This is a genomic window from Pseudaeromonas sp. HNCC25DJ182, from assembly GCF_055413365.1.
This window is the reverse complement of the sequence record NZ_JBVAYG010000001.1, coordinates 83996-104203: the sequence shown is the minus strand read 5'-3', so window position 1 is coordinate 104203 and position 20208 is coordinate 83996. Positions and strand designations below refer to the sequence as shown.

Genomic DNA, 20208 nt, shown 5'->3' with positions numbered 1-20208 from the left:
GCATGGGCGGAGTCTCTTACATCACAGGATCTCCAGCACCTGCTCGGGTGGACGACCGAGCCGGGCCTGTTTACCGTGAACCACGATGGGACGCTCCATCAGGGCGGGATGTTCCGCCAGCACACGATAGAGCTCTTCCTCATCTAATGCCGGATTATCCAGTTGCAGACTTTGGTAGAGATCGTCCTTCCGACGCATGAGTTGGCGAACCGAGCTGAAACCCAACTGCGCGATCAATGTTTTCAACGCCGTTACATCGGGTGGAGTCTCCAGATAGCGCACGACATCAGGAGTTAATCCACGCGCCTCTAACAGGGTCAGGGTTTCCCGACTCTTGGAGCAGCGGGGATTATGATAAATAGTTACACGCATGCCTTTCTCCTGTTTGACATCCAAGGGGGATCTTGCTTATTGGCGTAGACTTTCATCCAGCCGCTTGGCTTCTTCGAGCTGTACTAGCCGGGCATCAATGCGGGCTAGCACCAGCTTGTCGCTGCTGGTTGCTCGGGCTAAATTGAGCTCATCCATCGCCCGCATGTAGTCTCCAGACAGCGCCTTGCTTTCGGCATAGGCGAGGTGCAGGTTGGTTTCATCCCCCGCTTGCTGGTAGACATCAACCAGGGTGCGCCATCCTAAATCGCTCTCGGGATGATTGCGAACATACAAGTCCAGCAACTTGGCTGCTTTGGGCAATTGATTCTGCTGCATGTAACAACTGGCCAGATTGAAGATCACTACGCTGTTATCCGGTAACCGCACCTGTTGACTTTCCAACCGTTGGATCGCCTGAGCATAACGTTGATTTGCCATATCGATGTCGGTCTGGGTATCGAGAATAAACAAGTCATCCGGAAAACGCTGCGCCAGGTCATTGATGATCACCGCAGCATCCTGAGTCCGGTTCAGGGCTAACAGCGCCAGAGCCTTGCCATATAACAGATGGTTCTGTTTTCCGGTGCGGCTGATTTGGTGCTCAAAGTAGCTCAACATGCCATCTGGGGTTTCCTGGCTGAAGCGCACCTGGATGCGAGCCTTGGCAAACAGGAAGTCCGCCTCGTTGTGAGGGGATTGGCGGGGAAAGTTGGCGGCCCGACTACGTGCTTCGGCGATCCGGGTTTCGGGAAGCGGGTGCGTCAGCAGCATTTCCGGAGGCTTGGTGGCGTAGCGATAGCTAGCGGCCAGTTTTTGAAAAAAGTTGGCCATGCCCATGGGTTCGAAACCGGCATCGTAGAGTAATTTCATGCCGATGCGATCGGCTTCGTATTCATTATCCCGGGTATAGTTGATGGCCGATTGCACTTGCAGTCCCATGGTGGTTTGCAATGCAGCTATACCGACAGTGGGATTCAAAATGGCCAGTGCTACCGAGCCGACGAGACCCGCGATGGTCACTGGCGTTTGCCGGGTCTGGGCTTCCATGTAACGGGCGATATGTCGCTGGGTAACATGGCTTATTTCATGGGCGAGTACCGAGGCGAGTTCGCTCTCGGTGGCGGCATTTAAAAACAGTCCGGAATGCACCTTGACCTTGCCACCCAGAAAGGCGGCGGCGTTGATGGTATCGTCTTTGACCAGAAAAAAGGTAAAGGGAAAGCGCACGTCACTGGCGCGGCTGACCAGACGTTGTCCCAGATCGTCCAGATATTCATTCAATACCGGGTCATCGATGATCGGCAACTGGGCGCGAGCAATCCGCATGAAGGCGTTGCCGTAGACGATTTCCCGGTCGATGGAGAGTGCAGAGACACCGGCCGTCCCGATATCCGGTAGCTGGCTCTCATTGATGGCATGAGCCGAGTGAGTGGATAGACCGACCAGCAAGGCACAAGTCAATGATTGTAAAACACGCTTTAACTTCACGCGGTTACCTCCTTGAAAAAGCTCGGGCAGAATACTCCGCTAACCGGCTAATGAACAAGCGTTGTTTCATGACCTGCGGGGGAGGATAATAGCTGCCAGCGGCCCTGCCGACCCGGCTTGCCCAGCGCGATACCGCCCGGAGCCAAGGTTGGTGTTACCTCATGATGGGGCTTCGAATTGCCGTATTGATGTTTGCCAGGTATAGGGTTTTCCATGTTTAAAATTCTCCTCAATTGGTACAAACGACGTTTTTCAGATCCCAACGCCGTAACGCTGTTTTTGTTGCTGCTGGCTGGTTTTGCCACCATCTATTTTTTTGGCGATTTAATAAGCCCCATTCTGGTCGCTCTGGTTCTGGCGTATCTGCTGGATTGGCCGACGCAGCGGCTGATGCGCTTGGGTTGTAGCCGGACCTTGAGTGTCAGTCTGGTGCTGCTGCTCTTTATCGGCGTGATGCTATTGCTGCTGACCGGTTTGTTGCCGAGCATAGTACGCCAGGGGGTCAATCTGGCTCGCGAAGCCCCGAGCATGCTGGGCAATCTGAAAATCTATATGTTGCGATTACCCGAATCGTATCCGGATCTGATGGATGTTTCTCTGGCCGAAACCCTGCTCAATACGGTGCAGGCGCGTTTTGTCAAACTCGGGGAGCTGATCGTGTCGGCCTCTGTGTCGTCACTTATTAATGTCGTCGTGGTGATGGTGTACCTGATCCTGGTACCGCTGATGGTGTTTTTCATGCTCAAGGACAAGGCCATCCTGTTGGCGGGTGTCTATCGCTTCTTGCCCAGCAATCGGGCGCTGGCGACCCAAGTCTGGATCGAAATGAATGCGCAGATTGTCAATTACATCCGCGGTAAGGTGATCCATATCCTGATTGTCAGCCTGGCCAACTACTTGGTTTTCTCCATCATGGGGATCGATTATGCGCTGCTGCTAGGTGTCGGGGTGGGATTGTCGGTGTTGATCCCCTACGTCGGTGCCGTGATGATTAGCGTCCCCGTGGTCATTGTCGGTCTGTTTCAGTGGGGGTTGAGTCCGGAATTTCTCTATCTGCTAATTGCCTATCTGGTGGTTCAGGCGCTGGATGCCAATCTGTTGGTTCCCTTGCTGTTTTCCGAAGCCATGAATCTACACCCGATCGCCATCATCATTGCGGTGCTGGTATTTGGCGGTTTGTGGGGATTCTGGGGGGTATTTTTTGCCATTCCCCTGGCCACGCTGGTCAAAGCGGTGGTCAATGCATGGCCGGGGAGCAGTCAGAAGATGGAGCGCGCCACCAAAGCTGGCGCATCAAAAGTTGCCTCCTAAACGAGGCAACTGGATGATTACCGCAGGATTAATACAGCAGGGTGTACAACTGGCGACGGTAGCGGCTGGTAATCGCATCCCCGGGCAGGGTGGCCAGAATGTCCAGATAGATCTTTTTGGCGTCGCCGAACCCCAGATCCTGCTTGAGCAGACCGAGCAGCAATTCCAGGGCCTCTTCTTTGCGTCCTGCTTGACTGTACTGAATGGCCAGCTCCTGTTTTATCAGGCCGTTATCAGGCTCCAGCTGCAAGCGAGCTTCCAGCGCCTGGATCTCCGGGCTGTCGGCAGCCTGGGTGGCTAATTCCAACGCGGCCACCAAACGTTGATACTCGGAGTCCTGTGCCACCATCGGGATCAGGGCCAATAGCTCTTTGGCTTGCGTGAGCTTTTGTAATTGCAGGCTGCAATCGACCAGCAACAGGGTGATATCGGTGCGAGTGGGCGCTAGCTGATGGGCGGTCTGGAAGCTGCTATAGGCGTTTTGAATGTCGGCCTGCGCCATACTGTGACGACCTTGCTCGAGCAACAAATCCTCTTCTTTGGGCAGATAATCAGCCAGGAATTGACGAGCCCCCGCCAACTGCTCGCTGCCCTGGATGGCATCCACCGGACGCCCTTCCTTGAACAGCACCAAGGCAGGTAAGGCTTGTAATCCCAACTGCACGGCGAGACTCTGCAGTTGCGGATTGCTGACATCGACCTTGGCCAGTGTCAGGACCGGGTTGGCGGTACCAATCAGCCCTTCCAGCTCCGGAGTAACCGGCTGACATTCCGGAAGCGCATCGGCATAGAAATAGACCGCAATGGTCTTGGTCATCGAGGCTTCGATTAATTCGGCGCGAAAGTTTTCAGGCGTAATCTGGATGATCATGGAAATACCCTGCTGTTGATGTACTGCATATGTGGGGGATGTGAACCGGTATTTCAAGCGCCCACGAGCATCCGCTTCGTGGGCAGAGTCACCTTCAGTGTGCGGTCGCGTTGTTATCCATGCTGCCTTTAAATCGGCTCAACTCGCGCATCACTTTCAGCAGAACCGGCATATCCTGGCGCCCGTTATCGATACTCTTGTACCCGTCGACGGTGCGGACTTCAAAGTTACCTTGGCGATCGAACAGGGTGATTTCCTGTTGACCAAAAATCACGGAATGACGATTGTTCCCGCTGATGACCCACTCACGGCTGGTTGGCCGCAGCAGGGAGTGGCCTGTTGAGTAGTCGACCTCGGGTGACGTCACGCCCAGCAATTCGGGTAACAGTGTCGGCACCAGATCCTGGTGGCTGGTGAGGGTATCGATCTGCTGGTTGGCATGACCGGGCCACGCCATGAGAAACGGAACCTTCATTTGTACATTCGAGTAATTGCCGCCGGCTCCCCAGCTAGCTGCACCACTTTCACCGAGCTCAAAACCATGATCACTGGTAATAATCACCAGGGTATTGTCCAGCACCTGGTGGGTCATCAGCTGCTCGAAATAGTTGCCCAGGAGTTGATCCAGATAAAACACCGCGTTCTTGTAGCGATTGATCAGCAATGGCCGCTGCTCGGCAGGAATTGAGCCGAATGGGTCGAGCTTCTTAAGCTCAGGTTGATAAGGCCCCTGAAAATCGGCGGGTAAAGTCAGGCTGCCCGGGCCACTCAGGGCTATGTAGGAAAACCAGGGTGAACCTGGTTGCTGTTTTTGTTGCCAAGTAAACCAGGATTTCAGCGTGGCTTCATCATTGCGCCCGGCGCCAATTTGTTGCTTATGCCGGATGCCGCTAAAAATCGCATGTTGATAAATAGGCTGGTTCAAGCCATCGGTGGTAAAGGCCTTGATTCGATATTCTTGGCGCTGCAATTCATCAATCAACAGTGGCGGTCGCTTATCGGCAATCACATCATCGGCATACTGGGCGGGCAGACCATAGAACAGGCTGAACAGGCTGGTTTCGGTTTCATTATCCCCGGCCACATGATTGTCGAAGCGCTGATATTGCTGCGAAAAACGTTGCAGGTTGGGCATGTTGATATTGTTCAACATATCCTGACGCAGTCCACTCAGCACGATGAGCAAGAGGTTCAACTTTTGTTCATGAGGCTGAACCTGCAAGGGGGCTAGGGGGTAAAGCAGTCGTCGATGGGGCTGCTCGACCGCGCTTTTTTCCCGTGCTTTGAACTCCTGCAGATCTAACCAACCGTGCCGTGCCAGAAATGAACGCGCCGTCATTGGGTACGACAGCGGAAAGTTGGATTTTTGCGCCGTGATCGGCGTATAGAAGCGTGCATCGGCCCAGATATGGGTCAAATGTGTCAGCAAGAAGCAGCCCAAAAACAAAGCTGCAACGCTCTTACCCAGATAGGGTTTGCTACGTTTGAATTGTCGCTTCCACGCTTGATTGGAAAAAATGATCTCCAGCAGCACGATCGTTGGAATAGCGATAAACAAGAAATTCCAGTTCAGATTGCTCTTGGACTGAAAGGGCTCAAACAATAGGCTCCACACGAAGGGATTAAGATGAAACTTCAGTAATTGATACACCTGTGTATCAATAAGTAACAATGTTTGTACGGATGCAGCAATAAGGATAGACAGGCTGCGGAGTAGTCGCTGATGAGTACACACAAAGCTCAGCGGAAAGATCGTCAACAGGAAAAAAATGAATCCGATAAAAGCAAAGTGCCCAATCCAGCTCACCAAGAGATAGAACTGGCCTAGCCCAGTGGTTGGCCACGGCATGGCAAGGATAAAACGTAGGGCGATCAGCATAGCCAATAGGATATTAAAACAAAGGAACCAATGGCCCCAGCTGATTAGCCGCGAAACGTTTTCGCCATATTGCGGATTAGGTGTCTTAGTAAAGAGCTCATTCATGTTGACGGTGATCCGACTTCAGTGCTTGGCATCAGGGAGCTTGACGGATTGCATCAATGCGGAGGCAAAAGAGTCTGCAATGCTGGCTTGCTGTGCCACTGGAAGCCGCTCTGTGATCACATGAGTCGCCATATTGCCGATGGCAATCAACGACAGGTCTACGGGTGCTTTATGTCGCTGCAATACGCTAAGTAATTCATTTACCAGACTTTCTATCTGTTCATTGCTGTATTTTGAGGTAATGGGCATCGGATCGGTCCTTTTCTCGCAAAGGCGCTTATAATACTGCACATCGTTGACTAACACTATGATTGCTATGAGTGTACAAAACATATCCATGGTTCTGCATATTTTGCGTCAGGAGGCCGATGTTGGCGTTGTTGCCGAATTAAGCCACGGACCACTATCTGCCACTGAGCAAGTTGCTGAGTTAGCTTTGGAGCTCCATCAAACATTTCAACAAAAGAATAACCGCGCCTATGCTGCGTTTCAGGATCAATTACCACCTGAAAACATCACCTTTGCACAGTTATTGCAAAAATATATTCAGGGTGAATTGAGCTTTGTCGATTTCTCATGTGATGCTACCGATATATTAACGGCAGCTATTAATAAATATTCCTTGCATTGCGATGGGTTTATTTATTTTGTGCACTACCAGTATGTGGGTAATGATTATTTGATGGTTGGCATTCTCGAAACAGAAGAAAGTGTCAGCTTTACCTCTGGATTTGATATTCAAAGGGTCAAGTATATTGATTTAAGTCGCATGGGTCTTGCTGCACGAATTGATTTAACCCAGCAACGTATTGCGGCAGAAAAAAAACGCTATCTTTCTTTTATCAAGGGTAGAGCTGGAAGAAAAGTGTCTGATTTTTTCATGGAGTTTCTTTCTGCAGACGAGGGCGTAGATCAGAAAATACAGAATGAAACCCTGATCCGGGCTATTAGCTCGTATGCGGATACCTATCAAGTGCCGACCGAGCAGCTTCTGGATGCGAAAAAAGAGTTACACACTTATTGCAAAGAGCAGTTGAAGTCCGGTGACGACCTGGAAGCGAAACGGATCGGCGAGATCATCCCTGAGGTGGATTCCGGTGATTTCTATACGTTCTTGACCAATGAGGTCGGATTGCCCGAGAGTTTTCCGCCCAGCCAGAGCGCGTTACGAGCCATGACCAAGTACGTTGGTTCTGGTGGCGGCCTGACCATCAGCTTCGATCAAAAGCTGCTGGGGCAACGGATCAGCTACGATGCGGCAACAGATACACTCACCATTATTGGCACACCTCCTAACTTAAAAGACCAACTGCTACGAAATAATCGGTAATGTCTGTAAATTGACCGCTCATTGTTGATGAGCGGTATTTTTGGCGCTGTTATTGTTTGTTTCATTTTTTATGGATCTGCCTTGTTTCTTCGTGTTCTGTGGCGTCAGAAAAATGCCTCGTGTCTACTCGTTGAACAATTTTCAACAAGCTGTAATTAATACCTCGGAATGAAACCGATACCAGAAAATGGTTTCAGTTTGTGTTTATCGGCGTTTCGCTTCTGTCTTTCCAAAAATGCGAGATCCGTCATAGGACCAATAGGGGGCATGCTCTAATATGCTCCCCGCACACAGGCTTATTACAGCGTGTTCAGCGTGGGACTAACAACTAAGTAAGGAAAGGCTAATGAAAAAGAAAATTCTCGCGTCTTTTATCGGGCTTGCAACACTGGGTATGGCTTCTGCTGCCAGTGCAGCAATCGAGGAAGGTCAGCTCACCATTTGGATCAACGGTGATAAAGGCTATAACGGCCTGGCTGAAGTAGGTAAGAAGTTCGAAGCAGCGACAGGCGTGAAGGTCACTGTTGCTCACCCTGACCAAGTAGAAGTTAAGTTCCAACAGACCGCTGCTACCGGCAACGGCCCTGATATCTTCCTGTGGGCTCATGACCGCTTCGGCGAGTGGGCTAAATCAGGTCTGATCGTTCCGGTTACTCCGAATGCTGCGACCAAGGGCAAGTTCGAAAACTTCGCTTGGGATGCCATGCAAGTGGATGGCAAGTTCTACGGCTACCCGGTAGCTGTTGAAGCTGTTGGCCTGATCTACAACAAGAAGCTGCTGGCTACCCCGCCGAAGACTTTCGAAGAGCTGAATCAGCTGGACGAAAAACTGAAGCCTGAAGGCAAGCGTGCCGTTATGTGGGCTTACACCACTCCGTATTTCAGCTACCCGCTGGTTGCTGCTAACGGTGGTTATGCCTTCAAGAAGACCGCTACTGGCTATGACGTAAAAGATACTGGCGTGAACAATGCCGGTGCCAAGGCTGGTGTTCAATTCCTGGTTGATATGGTCAAGAGCGGCCATATGGAGAAGGGTGTTGACTACGGTGTAATGGATGCCAAGTTCTCCAAGGGCGAAGTGGCTGCCATCATCAACGGCCCATGGTCCTGGAGCAACTACGATGCAGCCAAGGTTGACTACGCTGTAGCGCCGCTGCCTACTCTGAACGGCAAGCCTGCCAAGGCCTTCGTTGGTGTGTTGGGTGCAACCATCAACGCAGCTAGCCCGAACAAGGATCTGGCGATCGAGTTCCTGGAAAACTATCTGCTGACTGACGATGGTCTGAAGTCAGTGAACAGCGACAAGCCGCTGGGCGCCGTTGCTCTGAAGTCTTTCCAAGCGACTCTGGCCAAGGATCCGCGTATCCAGGCTACTATGGCTAACGCTCTGAATGGTGAGCCGATGCCTAGCGTTCCTGAAATGATTCGTTTCTGGTCTTCTTTTGAAACTGCACTGAAAAATGCGACCACTGGCCGTCAAACTCTTGACGAAGCTCTGGATACCGCAGCACGTCGTATCGTGCAATAAATGATTGGGGGGCCCTGTTGATCGGGGCCTCCATTTTTTTTTGGCGTTATGAAGGTTTTTGGGCATGGAACAAATCCAGTCTGTTGATACCAATGCGGCTTCTGCCTCCAGGTCTGCCTGGATTAAATGGTTGGTTGCCTCACTGGTTGTGATTTTGAATGGCTATGCTGTTGTCATGATGTATGCCGGCGGCGAAATAGCTTTCGCTCTGTTGGACCTGGTTCTTGTCGGTACCGGTGTCTATGTGTTCCTCAACAAAAAGACCTATGCGCATCGTTACATCTTCCCGGGTGTGGCGGGCATGGTCGCGTTTATCATTTTCCCATTGGCATATACCATCAGTATTGCCTTTACCAATTACTCAGGTGCTAACCTGCTGTCATTGGAACACGCTAGCGCTTACCACCTGAAAAAGACCTACAAGGTCAAAGGTGGCGAGTTTGACTTTTCTTTGCTTGATCGGGGCGAGCAACGCTTCCAACTGTTACTCAAGCAAGATGGCGTGTCTTATATCAGCAATCCGATGCAACTGTGGACCAATGCCGAGTTGAAGTCTTCAACGAACAGTTTGGCGGCGAAAGCTGAAATCAAATTGGTTCCGTTCGAAGGGGATGCTCCGGCACCTGAAGCACCGATCCGGGAAATTGTTGGCCATAAGAGTCATTTGACTGCTATGTCTCTGCTGCTGCCGGATGGTACCCAGTTGAGCATGACCGGCATGCGAAAGTTTGCAGCGCAAAAGCCGCTGTTTACCCATTTGCGTGATGGCTTTAACCTGAAGTCTGGTATCCACCTGAGTGATCCACACATTCTGCGTAATAACGAAACTGGGCAAATCATGCTTCCAAATATGGAAACAGGTTACTTCCAGTACGTGAATGACGAAGGCGTGTTTGTGGGTGAAGGCTTTGCACCTGGTTTTGTGGTCAATGTGGGCTGGAAGAACTTCCTGCGCGTGTTGACAGACCCAGGTATCCAGGGGCCTTTCCTGCAAATTTTTGTCTGGACGGTGATTTTTGCGGCCTGCTCGGTCGGTTTCACTCTGGCCATCGGTATGGTTCTGGCCTGTCTGGTGCAGTGGGATGAGTTGCGCGGACGTGGTTTCTACCGCGTTATGCTGATATTGCCTTACGCGGTGCCAGCATTTATCTCTATCCTGGTATTCAAGGGCTTGTTCAACCAGAACTTTGGTGAAATCAACATGCTCTTTGACATGTTTGGTTTTGACAAGCCAGAGTGGTATACCAGTCCCATGCTCGCCAAGACCATGATTCTAATCGTGAATACTTGGTTGGGTTATCCCTATATGATCATTCTGTGTATGGGGCTGCTGAAGTCTATTCCTGAAGATTTGTATGAAGCGTCCGCGATGGATGGTGCTGGTCCAATCCAGAACTTCTTCAAGATCACTGTGCCTCTGCTGATGAGACCTTTGACTCCGCTGTTGATCGCATCATTTGCCTTTAACTTCAACAACTTCGTATTGATTCAACTGTTGACCAACGGTGAGCCTGATATCGTGGGTGCGACGACCCCGGCAGGTACAACTGACCTCTTGGTTAGCTACACCTACCGCATCGCCTTCCAGGGTGCCGGTGGTCAGGACTACGGTCTGGCTGGTGCAATCGCGACCGCAATCTTCTTGATTGTTGGCGCCTTGGCACTGCTCAACCTGAAGTTGTCCAAAGTTGACAAGATTTGAGGACTTAGACAATGGCTATTGTTCAACCTAAATCAATCAAATACCGGCTGTGGGCTACCCACCTGCTGATGTGGGGCTTCATCGCGTTGATTGTGTTCCCACTCATCATGGTTATTGCCATCTCGTTCCGTACCGGTAATTTCTCGGTGGGTGAGATCATCCCTTCGAACCCGACGCTGGATCACTGGCGTTTGGCATTGGGGATGAGCATTACTGGTCTGGATGGTAACGTGACTCCGCCACCTTTCCCGGTATTGCTGTGGCTGTGGAACTCCATCAAGGTTGCCGGTATCACCTCCATCTTTATCGTTGTTCTTTCAACGACCTCTGCATATGCGTTCGCGCGTCTGCGGTTCCGTGGAAAAGAGACGATTTTGAAGGGGATGCTGATATTCCAGATGTTCCCTGCCGTACTGGCTCTGGTCGCTATTTATGCCTTGTTTGACAAGATTGGCGATTATGTCCCTTGGCTGGGTCTGAATACACACGGTGGTCTAATCCTGGGCTATATGGGCGGTATTGCACTGCACGTATGGACTATCAAGGGATACTTCGAGACGATCGATCCGTCTTTGGAAGAAGCAGCTGCAATCGACGGTGCGACGCCTTGGCAGGCATTCCGTCTGATTCTGTTGCCTCTTTCTGTTCCGATTCTGGCTGTGGTATTCATCCTTTCCTTTATCGGTTCGATCACCGAGGTTCCAATGGCCTCCATCCTGCTGTCGGATGTTAACAATCTGACACTGGCTGTGGGTGCCCAACAGTACCTCTATCCACAGAATTATCTGTGGGGTGACTTTGCCGCTGCGGCTGTAATGTCCGGCTTACCTATCACCATCGTATTCCTGCTGGCTCAACGCTGGCTGGTTGGCGGCCTGACCGCTGGTGGCGTTAAGGGTTAAAAAAATATGTTTAGGGGGAGAGAGACCTCTCCCCTGAATTGGTTTCCACATGATTTTCGATTTTTACAGCGGAGCGACTCATGGCTGAAGTAGTCCTGAATAATGTTCGCAAGAATTATGATCCTTCTTCTCTGAAAGACACACTGCGTAACATTAATCTCAATATTAAAGAAGGCGAGTTTGTTGTCTTCGTAGGTCCGTCTGGTTGTGGTAAATCTACGCTGTTGCGTATGGTTGCCGGCTTGGAAGATATCACCTCGGGTGAATTGACTATTGGTGGCCGTTACATGAACGATGTTCCGCCGGTAGAGCGGAACGTGGGCATGGTATTCCAATCCTATGCGCTTTATCCGCATATGGATGTTTATGAAAATATGGCATTCGGCCTCAAGCTGAAGAAAATGGACAAGGATACTATCCACAAGCGCGTTTCCCGTGCGGCGGATATTCTGGGTCTGGTTCCTTTGCTGGAGCGTAAGCCGAAGGCTCTGTCCGGAGGTCAACGGCAACGGGTGGCGATCGGTCGTTCTATCGTGCAACAGCCGTCGGTATTCCTGTTTGACGAACCCTTGTCAAACCTGGATGCCGCATTGCGCGTCAAGATGCGGATCGAAATCGCCAAGCTGCATAAAGAGCTGAACTCCACCATCATCTATGTTACCCATGACCAGGTTGAAGCAATGACCCTGGCTGACAAGATCGTGGTTTTGAGCCCGCTTAAGGACACCGCCGAGAGCAATCTGGAACAGTACGGTTCTCCACTGGATCTGTATCACAATCCGTCGAATAAATTCGTGGCCGGTTTCATCGGTTCACCGAAGATGAATTTCCTGGATGGTGAATTGATCGAGATTGGCGAAGACAAGTGTAAGGTGAAGCTGACGACTGGTGACATCATCACTGCTTGTGTCGATGCTCGCCGCGCCGAGGTGGGTGACAAGGTTGAACTGGGTGTTCGTCCTGAACACTTGGTACCTGTTGACCATCCGGATGCTGCTGGCCGCTTGTCTGGGCTGGTTCAGGTTGCCGAGCACTTGGGTGCTGAATCCTTCGTGTACATGGAAGTTGATGGAAAAGACTTTACCGTCAAGGCTGCCAGTGAAATCCCGGTTGATACTGGTGATACTCTGGAGGTCGGTGTTCCTGCCCAGGCGTGCTATCTGTTCGATAGTAAAGAGCAGGCGTTCCCACGGACAACCAAGTACAACCGTTCTTAATACAGCGCGATTAGTAGAAGCGGGGCTTATGCCCCGCTTTTTATTGCGCTGATTGGGTCATCCAAGCATAAAAAAACGCCGCTAGCATAGCGGCGTTTGTTTTTTAGGAATTACAGCTTGTCGGCGTTAGAGGCCAGATATTTGGCAACGCCCTCGGGCGATGCTTCCATACCAGTTTGGCCCTTTTGCCATTGTGCCGGGCATACCTCGCCGTGCTCCTCATGGAATTGCAGGGCATCAACCATACGCAACATCTCATCAATATTCCGACCCAGCGGCAGATCGTTAACAACTTGGTGACGAACCAGACCCGCTTTATCGATCAGGAATGAACCGCGGAAGGCAACGCCGGCTTCGGGATGCTCTACGTCATAAGCCTTGCAGATTTCGTGTTTGACATCAGCGACCAATGGATACTTGACTGCACCAATACCGCCATCAGCAATCTTGGTATTACGCCAGGCATTATGCGTAAATTGAGAATCGATGGAGACCCCAATTACTTCAACGCCGCGCTTTTGGAATTCCTCGAAGCGATGATCAAATGCAATCAGTTCTGATGGGCAGACAAAGGTGAAGTCCAGCGGGTAGAAGAACACAACCGCAGCCTTACCTTTGATGAATGAGCTCAGATTGAAACTATCAACGATCTCACCATTACCTAAAACTGCCGCAGCGGTGAAGTCGGGTGCAGGACGTCCTACCAGTACCATGTTGTTCTCCTTTGAGTGATGACAAAGTGACACGCACATTTTTATATTAGACAAGCTCGAGTCTAAACCTTGTTCTATTTGTGTTAAATTAAAAAAAATAGATAACCCTAATCGTATTTTCCGATGAGTCGTTGGCCCAGTCTGAAGCAGTTACACTATCTGGTGGCTCTTGCCGAATGCCAGAATTTTAATCGCGCGGCAAAACAGTGTTTTGTCAGCCAGTCTACCCTGAGCACAGGTATTCAGACTCTGGAAGAGTTGCTGGGTGTGCAGTTGATAGAGCGCGATCATAAGGCATTTATCATTACCATGGCGGGTCAGGAGGTGGTCGAGCGCGCGCGCCGTATCCTCTCCCAGACCAAGGATATGCTGGATCTGGCATCGGTTCAGGGGGGCGTCATGAGTGGTACGCTGCGCCTTGGCTGCATTCCTACCATTGCACCATTCCTGCTCTCTGATTTGGTGACTCAGAGCTCGTTGCAATTTCCCGAGTTGCAACTTCTGCTGCGTGAAGATACGTCTGCCAATTTACTGCTGCAGTTGGAAGCCGGGGAGCTGGATTTGCTGGTGTTGGCGCTACCCTACGAGTTGCGGGGCCTGCATAGCCGCAGCGTCGGTCGTGATCCCTTCAAATTGGTTTTACACCGCTCTTTGGCCGCACAGCTGGAAAACGCTGTCGATTACCGCTTGCTACCCGATCAATCTATTTATCTCCTGGAGCAAGAGCATTGCCTCACAGGGCATGCCTTGGCCGCTTGTCATATGGCGGATAGAAGTAAGATTAATCCGTTTGCGGCCACGAGCCTTTACACCTTGATCCAGATGGTATCGGCCCGGGTCGGAGCAACCTTTCTCCCGCAAATGGCGATCCATAGTGGTGTGTTACAGCGAACCGAACTCGTGGCTTTATCGCCGTCTGTCGAGTTAGCTTCTCGGGAGATTGGTCTGGTATGGCGACCCAGCTCTACGCGGGTCGAAACTTTCTATACGTTTGGCAATCTGGTTGCCGACTGCCTCGCCGCTTGCTGCAAATAAAAAAATCCCGGCACGTTGGCCGGGTTATAAGGGGCTTAATCGTAAAACAAAGGGGTTGCAAACTCGCTCAGGGTTCATTGGGACTAACCAACTTCAGAGCATGTCAGCATGGTAGAGTGTTTGTAATTTTATTTCAACATTCAGATCGGCATGGAGCAATAAAAGACGCCAATGAAACTGTTTTCAGTCTATTTAGTTGTAATTTTTCATTTTTGGCGCCCGCTTATCACTCATGAAGCGCCATTTTGGTGCTGCTATATATTCAAGCCGTTGCGTGTTGCTTGATCCAGACTAGCCGCGTCACTAGACTGTGCGCTTCTTGATATTCCAGAGGTGACCATGCAGGTTTCTGATTTCAATTTTGTCTTGCCCGATGAACTGATTGCCCGGTATCCCATGCCAGAGCGGACAGCCAGTCGCTTATTGAAATTAGAGGGCGATAGCGGGCAAATCACCCATGGCAACTTCATGGACTTACTCGATTTACTTCAGGCCGGCGACTTGTTGGTTTTCAACAATACCCGAGTGATTCCAGCCCGGATGTTTGGCCAGAAAGCCAGTGGCGGCAAGCTGGAGGTTCTGGTTGAACGGATCCTCGATTCGCATTCAGTCCTTGCCCATGTCCGCTCTTCCAAGGCTCCCAAACCCGGAACTTTGCTGCAGTTCGAACAGGGAATCGAGGCGACCATGGTTGCGCGTCATGATGCGTTGTTTGAGTTGCATTTTTCCGGCGAGCAAAATGTGATCTCTATTTTAGAGGCGATAGGTCATATGCCGTTGCCGCCATATATTGATCGGCCAGATGAGCAAGCCGATAAAGAGCGCTACCAGACGGTTTATAACGCCAAGCCCGGTGCGGTTGCTGCGCCGACGGCCGGTTTGCACTTCGATACGCAGCTGCTCGATGCACTACGCGCCAAGGGTGTGGATTTTGCTTTTGTGACCCTGCATGTTGGAGCCGGAACCTTTCAACCGGTGCGCGTCGATCGCATCGAAGATCACCACATGCATAAAGAATATGTAGAAGTTCCCGATGAGGTGGTGCAACAAATTGCCAGCACCCGACAGCGCGGGGGCCGCGTCGTGGCGGTGGGGACAACCTCTGTGCGTTCCCTGGAGAGTGCAGCCCGTGCTAGCCAGCAGCAAGGTCGGGATCTGGAGGCTTTTTATGGCGATACTGATATCTTTATCTTTCCTGGCTATCAATTTCAGGTCGTGGATGCCCTGGTGACCAATTTTCATCTGCCGGAATCTACGTTAATCATGCTGGTCTCAGCCTTCGCTGGTTACTCGCATGTCATGGCAGCCTATGAAGCCGCGGTGACCGAGCGCTATCGCTTCTTCAGTTACGGTGATGCCATGTTTGTCACAAGGCAGCGGTAATTTCGCTGCCGTCACTATGTCAGACTGTTTCTCTGACTCTGAGGTCATTATGAAATTTGAATTGAAAAAAGTTGTGGGTCGTGCGCGTCGCGGTCAGTTGGTATTCGAGCGCGGCACTGTGCAGACGCCGGCCTTCATGCCGGTGGGCACCTACGGTACGGTCAAGGGGATGACTCCGGAAGAGGTCAAGGCGACCGGCGCCGAGATCCTGCTCGGAAATACCTTCCACTTGTGGATCCGTCCTGGGCAAGAGGTGATGAAAAAGCATGGAGATCTCCATGATTTCATGAACTGGCATGGCCCGATCCTCACCGACTCCGGCGGTTTTCAAGTGTTCAGCCTGGGTGATATTCGCAAAATTACCGAAGAGGGCGTGCACTTCCGCAATCCGGTCAATGGCGAGAAAATCTTTTTATCCCCAGAAAAGTCGATGGAAATCCAGTACGACCTGGGGTCCGACATCGTGATGATTTTTGATGAGTGCACGCCTTATCCTGCAACGTGGGAAGTGGCCAAGAAATCGATGGAGATGTCTCTGCGTTGGGCGGATCGTTCCCGCGCGCATTTCAATCTACAAAACAACCCGAACGCGCTGTTTGGAATTATTCAAGGTGGCGTCTACGAAGACTTGCGGGATATTTCCCTCAAGGGGCTGCTGAATATTGGTTTTGATGGCTATGCGGTCGGTGGTCTGGCGGTGGGTGAGCCCAAAGCGGATATGCACCGTATCCTGGAGCACGTGTGTCCGCAAATCCCGGAAGATAAGCCCCGTTATCTGATGGGAGTTGGCAAACCGGAGGATCTGGTGGAAGGGGTCCGTCGTGGCATTGATATGTTTGATTGTGTGATGCCGACCCGGAATGCCCGAAATGGCCATCTTTTCACCACGGATGGTGCGATAAAAATCCGCAATGCCCAGCATAAAGATGACACCGCAACCCTTGATGCCGATTGTGATTGCTACACCTGTCAAAATTATTCACGCTCTTACTTGCACCACCTGGATCGCTGTAATGAAATCCTCGGCGCGCGTTTGAACACCATCCATAACCTGCGTTACTACCAGCGCCTGATGCAAGGTTTGCGGGACGCAATCGATGCGGGTACATTAGACGCCTTTGTCGAAGAATTCTATCGCCGCCAAGGCAAGCCAACGCCGTCTTTGGCTGATTAATAACATCAACATAAGTAATAACGAGGAAACACAATGGATATTATCTCTAAGGCATATGCCGAGGGTGCAGCTCCTGCTCCTGCAGGTGGTGGCATGGAAATGATCATCATGCTGGCTGTATTCGGCCTGATCTTCTATTTCATGATCTTTCGCCCGCAATCCAAGCGTGCCAAAGAGCACAAGAATCTGATGTCCTCACTGAGTAAGGGTGATGAAGTCCTCACCTCCGGTGGCCTGGTTGGCAAGATCAGCAAAGTGGCGGCGGATAGCGATTTCCTGGTCCTGGCCCTGAATGATCAGACGCTGATCACTATCAAAAAAGACTACATCACAGCTGTACTGCCGAAGGGCACTATTCAGTCTCTGTAATTTGCCGTTAGGAGTCAGCCGTGTTAAATCGGTTTCCGCTATGGAAAAACCTGCTGGTGGTGTTTGTTGTCGTCATAGGTTTTCTTTATTCTGCCCCTAATTTGTACGGTGAAGATCCTGCGTTGCAGGTCTCCGGTGCCCGGGGGGTCGAGGTTCAGGCTTCGACGCTGGATGATGTCAAAAAAGTTCTCGATACCCATAAACTGCAATTCAAGTCCGCTGTATTGGAAAAGGGCCAGATCCTGGTCCGGTTTACCAATACCGAGGATCAGCTCAAGTCCAAGGAGTTGGTGACAACAGCCTTGGGTGAACAGTTCATTGTGGCGTTGAACCTGGCTCCGGCGACACCGGCATGGCTGACCGCTATCGGTGCCGGCCCGCTGAAATTGGGGCTTGATTTGCGTGGTGGTGTCCACTTCCTGATGGAAGTGGATATGGCCGAAGCGTTGAGCAAGTCCCGGGATCAGATGGTGCAGGATTTCCGCGCTGAACTGCGTGGCAAAGAGATTCGTTATGCTTCTGTCCGTCGTAACGACGGTGGCGTCGAAGTCGTGTTTCGTGATCAGGAGTCCCAACAAGCGGGTCTGGCCGAATTGCGCTCGAAGCATCCTGACCTGTTGTTTGCCGATCAGGAGCGTAATGGCCAATTCCTAGTGGCCGCGACTATGAGCGAAGCCAAGCTCAAGGAAATCAAGAATTACGCCTTGGAGCAGAACATCAACATCATCCGGAACCGGGTGAATGAGTTGGGTGTGGCGGAGCCGTTGGTGCAGCGTCAAGGTGCTGAGCGTATCGTGGTGGAGCTGCCTGGTATTCAGGACACAGCGCGAGCTAAAGAAATTCTTGGTGCGACCGCTACGCTGGAATTCCGCATGGTGGATGATTCGGCCGATCTGGCCGGAGCGGCTGCGGGTCGGGTTCCTGCAAACTCGCAACTCTATACGGATCGCAATGGCCGTCCGGTGGTGTTGCAGAAGCGGGTAATTTTGACCGGTAACCACATTGTCGATGCCAAATCCGGCGCCGATGAGTACAGCCGTCCGCAAGTGAATATCAGCCTGGATAGCCAGGGCGGAAACAAGATGTCTACTTTCACCAAGGATAGCGTTGGCAAATCCATGGCGACCGTGTTCATCGAGTTCAAGCCGGTTGGCGAGCCGGGTCCAGATGGCAAGCGGAAATTCCGCAAGCATGAAGAGGTGGTGAACGTAGCGACCATCCAGTCACGTCTGGGCAATAACTTCCGCATCACCGGGATTGATAATCCCCAAGAAGCTCATAATCTGGCTCTGTTGCTGCGTGCTGGTGCGTTGATCGCGCCGATCCAGATCGTTGAAGAACGCACCATAGGTCCGAGCATGGGCCAGCAGAACATCGACAGTGGCTTGCGTGCCATGGCGTTGGGGATGGGGGTCTTGGTGCTGTTCATGGCGCTGTACTACCGCAAGTTCGGCTTGGTTGCCAATTTGGCGTTGTGCTTTAACGTTGTCTTGCTGGTCGGCATCATGTCCATGATTCCGGGCGCAACCATGACGTTGCCAGGGATTGCCGGTATCGTTCTGACGCTCGGTATGGCGGTGGATGCTAACGTCCTCATCTACGAGCGGATCCGCGAAGAGTTGCGTGAAGGGCGCAGTCCCCAGCAAGCCATTAATCTCGGTTACGAGCGTGCATTTGCCACCATCGCCGACTCCAACATCACGACGCTGATCACTGCCTTTATCCTGTTCTCTGTGGGATCCGGTCCGGTGCGCGGTTTTGCTCTGGTGCTGATGATCGGTATTGCCAGTTCCATGTTTACCGCCATTACAGGAAGCCGCGCTGTGGTCAACCTGCTATGGGGTGGTAAGCGTCTGAACGATCTGTCCATTTGAGGGTGATGCAATGTTCCAATTATTAAAACCGGGCCATGTTATCCCCTTCATGCGTTTGGCATTTCCAGCGACGCTGATGTCGCTGACGATTATTGCTTTGTGCATTTTCAGCCTTGCAACTCGGGGACTGAATTGGGGGCTGGATTTTACCGGCGGTACCATAGTCGAATTAAATTATGAGCAACCCGTTGAACTCAATGCGGTACGTGGTGCTTTGGTTGATCAGAAAATTGACGGTGCAGTTGTTCAATTCTTCGGCTCAACCCGTGATGTTCTCATCCGGCTGGCGCCTAAAGGTGAGGTCAATCAACAGCAATTAGCGAATGCTGTCACAACGGCAGGCAAGGCAGTATCCGAGTCGGTGAAGCTGACCCGGATGGAGTTTGTCGGTCCGGCAGTGGGGGCGGAATTGGCGCAGAGTGGCTTCATGGCCATTGTTGCTTCGTTGCTGTGTATCCTGGCCTATGTCGGTTTTCGCTTTGAATGGCGGATGGCGACGGGGGCGGTATTGTCATTGGCTCACGATGTGCTGGTGACGCTCGGAGTCTTCTCCTGGTTCCAGTTCGAGTTTGATTTGACGGTACTGGCGGCTGTGATGACCGTTGTCGGTTACTCCCTGAACGATACCATAGTGGTGTTTGACCGGGTTCGGGAAAATGCACGCCGCCTGCGTAAGGGCGATATGCGGGAAATCATCGATATCTCGATGACGGAAACCCTGAGCCGAACCTTGATCACTTCCGGAACCACCCTGTTTACCGTGGTTGCTCTGTTTGTGATGGGGGGGCCGCTGATCCACGGCTTTGCCACAGCCCTGCTGATCGGTATCGGCTTTGGTACTTACTCCTCTATCTATGTTGCTAGTGCCTGGGCCATGTACCTCAAGGTTCGTCGCGAACACTTGTTACCGGTAGAAGTGAGCAAGGACGATTCGGAAGTCGAATCACTCTAAGAA

Annotated in this window: 18 protein-coding genes; 12 read left to right on the top strand and 6 right to left on the bottom strand. The window is 51.6% G+C overall.

Going from position 1 to position 20208, the window contains the following annotated elements; all coding sequences use genetic code 11:
• Window positions 1-21: 21 nt before the first annotated feature.
• A complete protein-coding gene (gene arsC / locus ACZYUB_RS00445) occupies window positions 22-372 on the bottom strand; it encodes an arsenate reductase (glutaredoxin) (RefSeq protein WP_463944669.1) in 351 nt (116 codons plus the stop codon).
• Window positions 373-408: 36 nt separating this feature from the next.
• Window positions 409-1860 (bottom strand): beta-barrel assembly-enhancing protease, encoded by a 1452-nt coding sequence (gene bepA / locus ACZYUB_RS00440; protein WP_463944668.1) that lies wholly within the window; start codon window positions 1858-1860, stop codon window positions 409-411.
• A gap of 213 nt (window positions 1861-2073) precedes the next feature.
• Between bepA and ACZYUB_RS00435 the strand changes: the two genes are divergently transcribed.
• Window positions 2074-3171: an AI-2E family transporter gene (locus ACZYUB_RS00435; RefSeq protein WP_463944666.1), complete on the top strand. Its 1098-nt coding sequence runs from the start codon at window positions 2074-2076 to the stop codon at window positions 3169-3171.
• Window positions 3172-3199: 28 nt separating this feature from the next.
• Here the strand turns inward: ACZYUB_RS00435 and ACZYUB_RS00430 are convergent, their stop codons facing one another.
• The 3 genes from ACZYUB_RS00430 to ACZYUB_RS00420 form a co-directional block, all read right to left on the bottom strand.
• Window positions 3200-4042, bottom strand: coding sequence for a tetratricopeptide repeat protein (locus ACZYUB_RS00430; RefSeq protein WP_463944665.1), 843 nt, complete (start codon window positions 4040-4042; stop codon window positions 3200-3202).
• 94 nt (window positions 4043-4136) lie between these two features.
• Window positions 4137-6026 (bottom strand): DUF3413 domain-containing protein, encoded by a 1890-nt coding sequence (locus ACZYUB_RS00425; protein ID WP_463944663.1) that lies wholly within the window; start codon window positions 6024-6026, stop codon window positions 4137-4139.
• An 18-nt stretch (window positions 6027-6044) separates the two neighbouring features.
• Entirely contained in the window at window positions 6045-6275 is a 231-nt protein-coding gene (locus tag ACZYUB_RS00420; RefSeq protein WP_463944661.1) for a YejL family protein, read from the bottom strand.
• Window positions 6276-6342: 67 nt separating this feature from the next.
• Between ACZYUB_RS00420 and yejK the strand changes: the two genes are divergently transcribed.
• The 5 genes from yejK to ACZYUB_RS00395 all read left to right on the top strand — a co-directional run bounded on the left by yejK (window position 6343) and on the right by ACZYUB_RS00395 (window position 12705).
• Window positions 6343-7356 (top strand): nucleoid-associated protein YejK, encoded by a 1014-nt coding sequence (yejK, locus tag ACZYUB_RS00415; protein ID WP_463944660.1) that lies wholly within the window; start codon window positions 6343-6345, stop codon window positions 7354-7356.
• Window positions 7357-7702: 346 nt separating this feature from the next.
• Window positions 7703-8884: a maltose/maltodextrin ABC transporter substrate-binding protein MalE gene (gene malE, locus ACZYUB_RS00410; RefSeq protein ID WP_463944658.1), complete on the top strand. Its 1182-nt coding sequence runs from the start codon at window positions 7703-7705 to the stop codon at window positions 8882-8884.
• Window positions 8885-8948: 64 nt separating this feature from the next.
• The gene (gene malF, locus ACZYUB_RS00405; RefSeq protein WP_463944656.1) at window positions 8949-10586 is read left to right on the top strand and encodes a maltose ABC transporter permease MalF; all 1638 of its coding nucleotides are present in this window, start codon (window positions 8949-8951) and stop codon (window positions 10584-10586) included.
• 11 nt (window positions 10587-10597) lie between these two features.
• The gene (gene malG / locus ACZYUB_RS00400; RefSeq protein WP_463944654.1) at window positions 10598-11488 is read left to right on the top strand and encodes a maltose ABC transporter permease MalG; all 891 of its coding nucleotides are present in this window, start codon (window positions 10598-10600) and stop codon (window positions 11486-11488) included.
• Between the two features lie 80 nt (window positions 11489-11568).
• The gene (locus ACZYUB_RS00395) at window positions 11569-12705 is read left to right on the top strand and encodes an ABC transporter ATP-binding protein (RefSeq protein ID WP_463944652.1); all 1137 of its coding nucleotides are present in this window, start codon (window positions 11569-11571) and stop codon (window positions 12703-12705) included.
• 110 nt (window positions 12706-12815) lie between these two features.
• Here the strand turns inward: ACZYUB_RS00395 and ACZYUB_RS00390 are convergent, their stop codons facing one another.
• Window positions 12816-13418, bottom strand: coding sequence for a peroxiredoxin C (locus ACZYUB_RS00390; protein ID WP_460883936.1), 603 nt, complete (start codon window positions 13416-13418; stop codon window positions 12816-12818).
• Window positions 13419-13541: 123 nt separating this feature from the next.
• Between ACZYUB_RS00390 and ACZYUB_RS00385 the strand changes: the two genes are divergently transcribed.
• The 6 genes from ACZYUB_RS00385 to secF all read left to right on the top strand — a co-directional run bounded on the left by ACZYUB_RS00385 (window position 13542) and on the right by secF (window position 20205).
• Window positions 13542-14453 (top strand): LysR substrate-binding domain-containing protein, encoded by a 912-nt coding sequence (locus ACZYUB_RS00385; protein ID WP_463944651.1) that lies wholly within the window; start codon window positions 13542-13544, stop codon window positions 14451-14453.
• A 339-nt stretch (window positions 14454-14792) separates the two neighbouring features.
• Window positions 14793-15836, top strand: coding sequence for a tRNA preQ1(34) S-adenosylmethionine ribosyltransferase-isomerase QueA (gene queA, locus ACZYUB_RS00380; RefSeq protein ID WP_463944649.1), 1044 nt, complete (start codon window positions 14793-14795; stop codon window positions 15834-15836).
• A gap of 49 nt (window positions 15837-15885) precedes the next feature.
• Complete coding sequence (gene tgt, locus ACZYUB_RS00375) at window positions 15886-17010, top strand: tRNA guanosine(34) transglycosylase Tgt (RefSeq protein WP_463945054.1); 1125 nt, start codon at window positions 15886-15888, stop codon at window positions 17008-17010.
• A gap of 33 nt (window positions 17011-17043) precedes the next feature.
• Window positions 17044-17379 (top strand): preprotein translocase subunit YajC, encoded by a 336-nt coding sequence (gene yajC / locus ACZYUB_RS00370; RefSeq protein ID WP_463944648.1) that lies wholly within the window; start codon window positions 17044-17046, stop codon window positions 17377-17379.
• Between the two features lie 20 nt (window positions 17380-17399).
• The gene (secD, locus tag ACZYUB_RS00365) at window positions 17400-19253 is read left to right on the top strand and encodes a protein translocase subunit SecD (protein ID WP_463944646.1); all 1854 of its coding nucleotides are present in this window, start codon (window positions 17400-17402) and stop codon (window positions 19251-19253) included.
• Window positions 19254-19263: 10 nt separating this feature from the next.
• Window positions 19264-20205, top strand: a complete 942-nt coding sequence (gene secF, locus ACZYUB_RS00360; RefSeq protein WP_463944644.1) for a protein translocase subunit SecF — start codon at window positions 19264-19266, stop codon at window positions 20203-20205.
• The last annotated feature ends 3 nt before the right edge of the window (window positions 20206-20208 follow it).

Coding starts and splice junctions, on each gene's coding strand:
- ACZYUB_RS00435 (WP_463944666.1), top strand. CDS start 2,074: ATGTTTAAAATTCTCCTCAATTGGTACAAACGACGTTTTTCAGATCCC.
- ACZYUB_RS00385 (WP_463944651.1), top strand. CDS start 13,542: ATGAGTCGTTGGCCCAGTCTGAAGCAGTTACACTATCTGGTGGCTCTT.
- ACZYUB_RS00390 (WP_460883936.1), bottom strand. CDS start 13,418: ATGGTACTGGTAGGACGTCCTGCACCCGACTTCACCGCTGCGGCAGTT.
- malG (WP_463944654.1), top strand. CDS start 10,598: ATGGCTATTGTTCAACCTAAATCAATCAAATACCGGCTGTGGGCTACC.
- ACZYUB_RS00395 (WP_463944652.1), top strand. CDS start 11,569: ATGGCTGAAGTAGTCCTGAATAATGTTCGCAAGAATTATGATCCTTCT.
- ACZYUB_RS00430 (WP_463944665.1), bottom strand. CDS start 4,042: ATGATCATCCAGATTACGCCTGAAAACTTTCGCGCCGAATTAATCGAA.
- tgt (WP_463945054.1), top strand. CDS start 15,886: ATGAAATTTGAATTGAAAAAAGTTGTGGGTCGTGCGCGTCGCGGTCAG.
- ACZYUB_RS00420 (WP_463944661.1), bottom strand. CDS start 6,275: ATGCCCATTACCTCAAAATACAGCAATGAACAGATAGAAAGTCTGGTA.
- malE (WP_463944658.1), top strand. CDS start 7,703: ATGAAAAAGAAAATTCTCGCGTCTTTTATCGGGCTTGCAACACTGGGT.
- secF (WP_463944644.1), top strand. CDS start 19,264: ATGTTCCAATTATTAAAACCGGGCCATGTTATCCCCTTCATGCGTTTG.
- ACZYUB_RS00425 (WP_463944663.1), bottom strand. CDS start 6,026: ATGAATGAGCTCTTTACTAAGACACCTAATCCGCAATATGGCGAAAAC.
- malF (WP_463944656.1), top strand. CDS start 8,949: ATGGAACAAATCCAGTCTGTTGATACCAATGCGGCTTCTGCCTCCAGG.
- yajC (WP_463944648.1), top strand. CDS start 17,044: ATGGATATTATCTCTAAGGCATATGCCGAGGGTGCAGCTCCTGCTCCT.
- queA (WP_463944649.1), top strand. CDS start 14,793: ATGCAGGTTTCTGATTTCAATTTTGTCTTGCCCGATGAACTGATTGCC.
- yejK (WP_463944660.1), top strand. CDS start 6,343: ATGAGTGTACAAAACATATCCATGGTTCTGCATATTTTGCGTCAGGAG.
- arsC (WP_463944669.1), bottom strand. CDS start 372: ATGCGTGTAACTATTTATCATAATCCCCGCTGCTCCAAGAGTCGGGAA.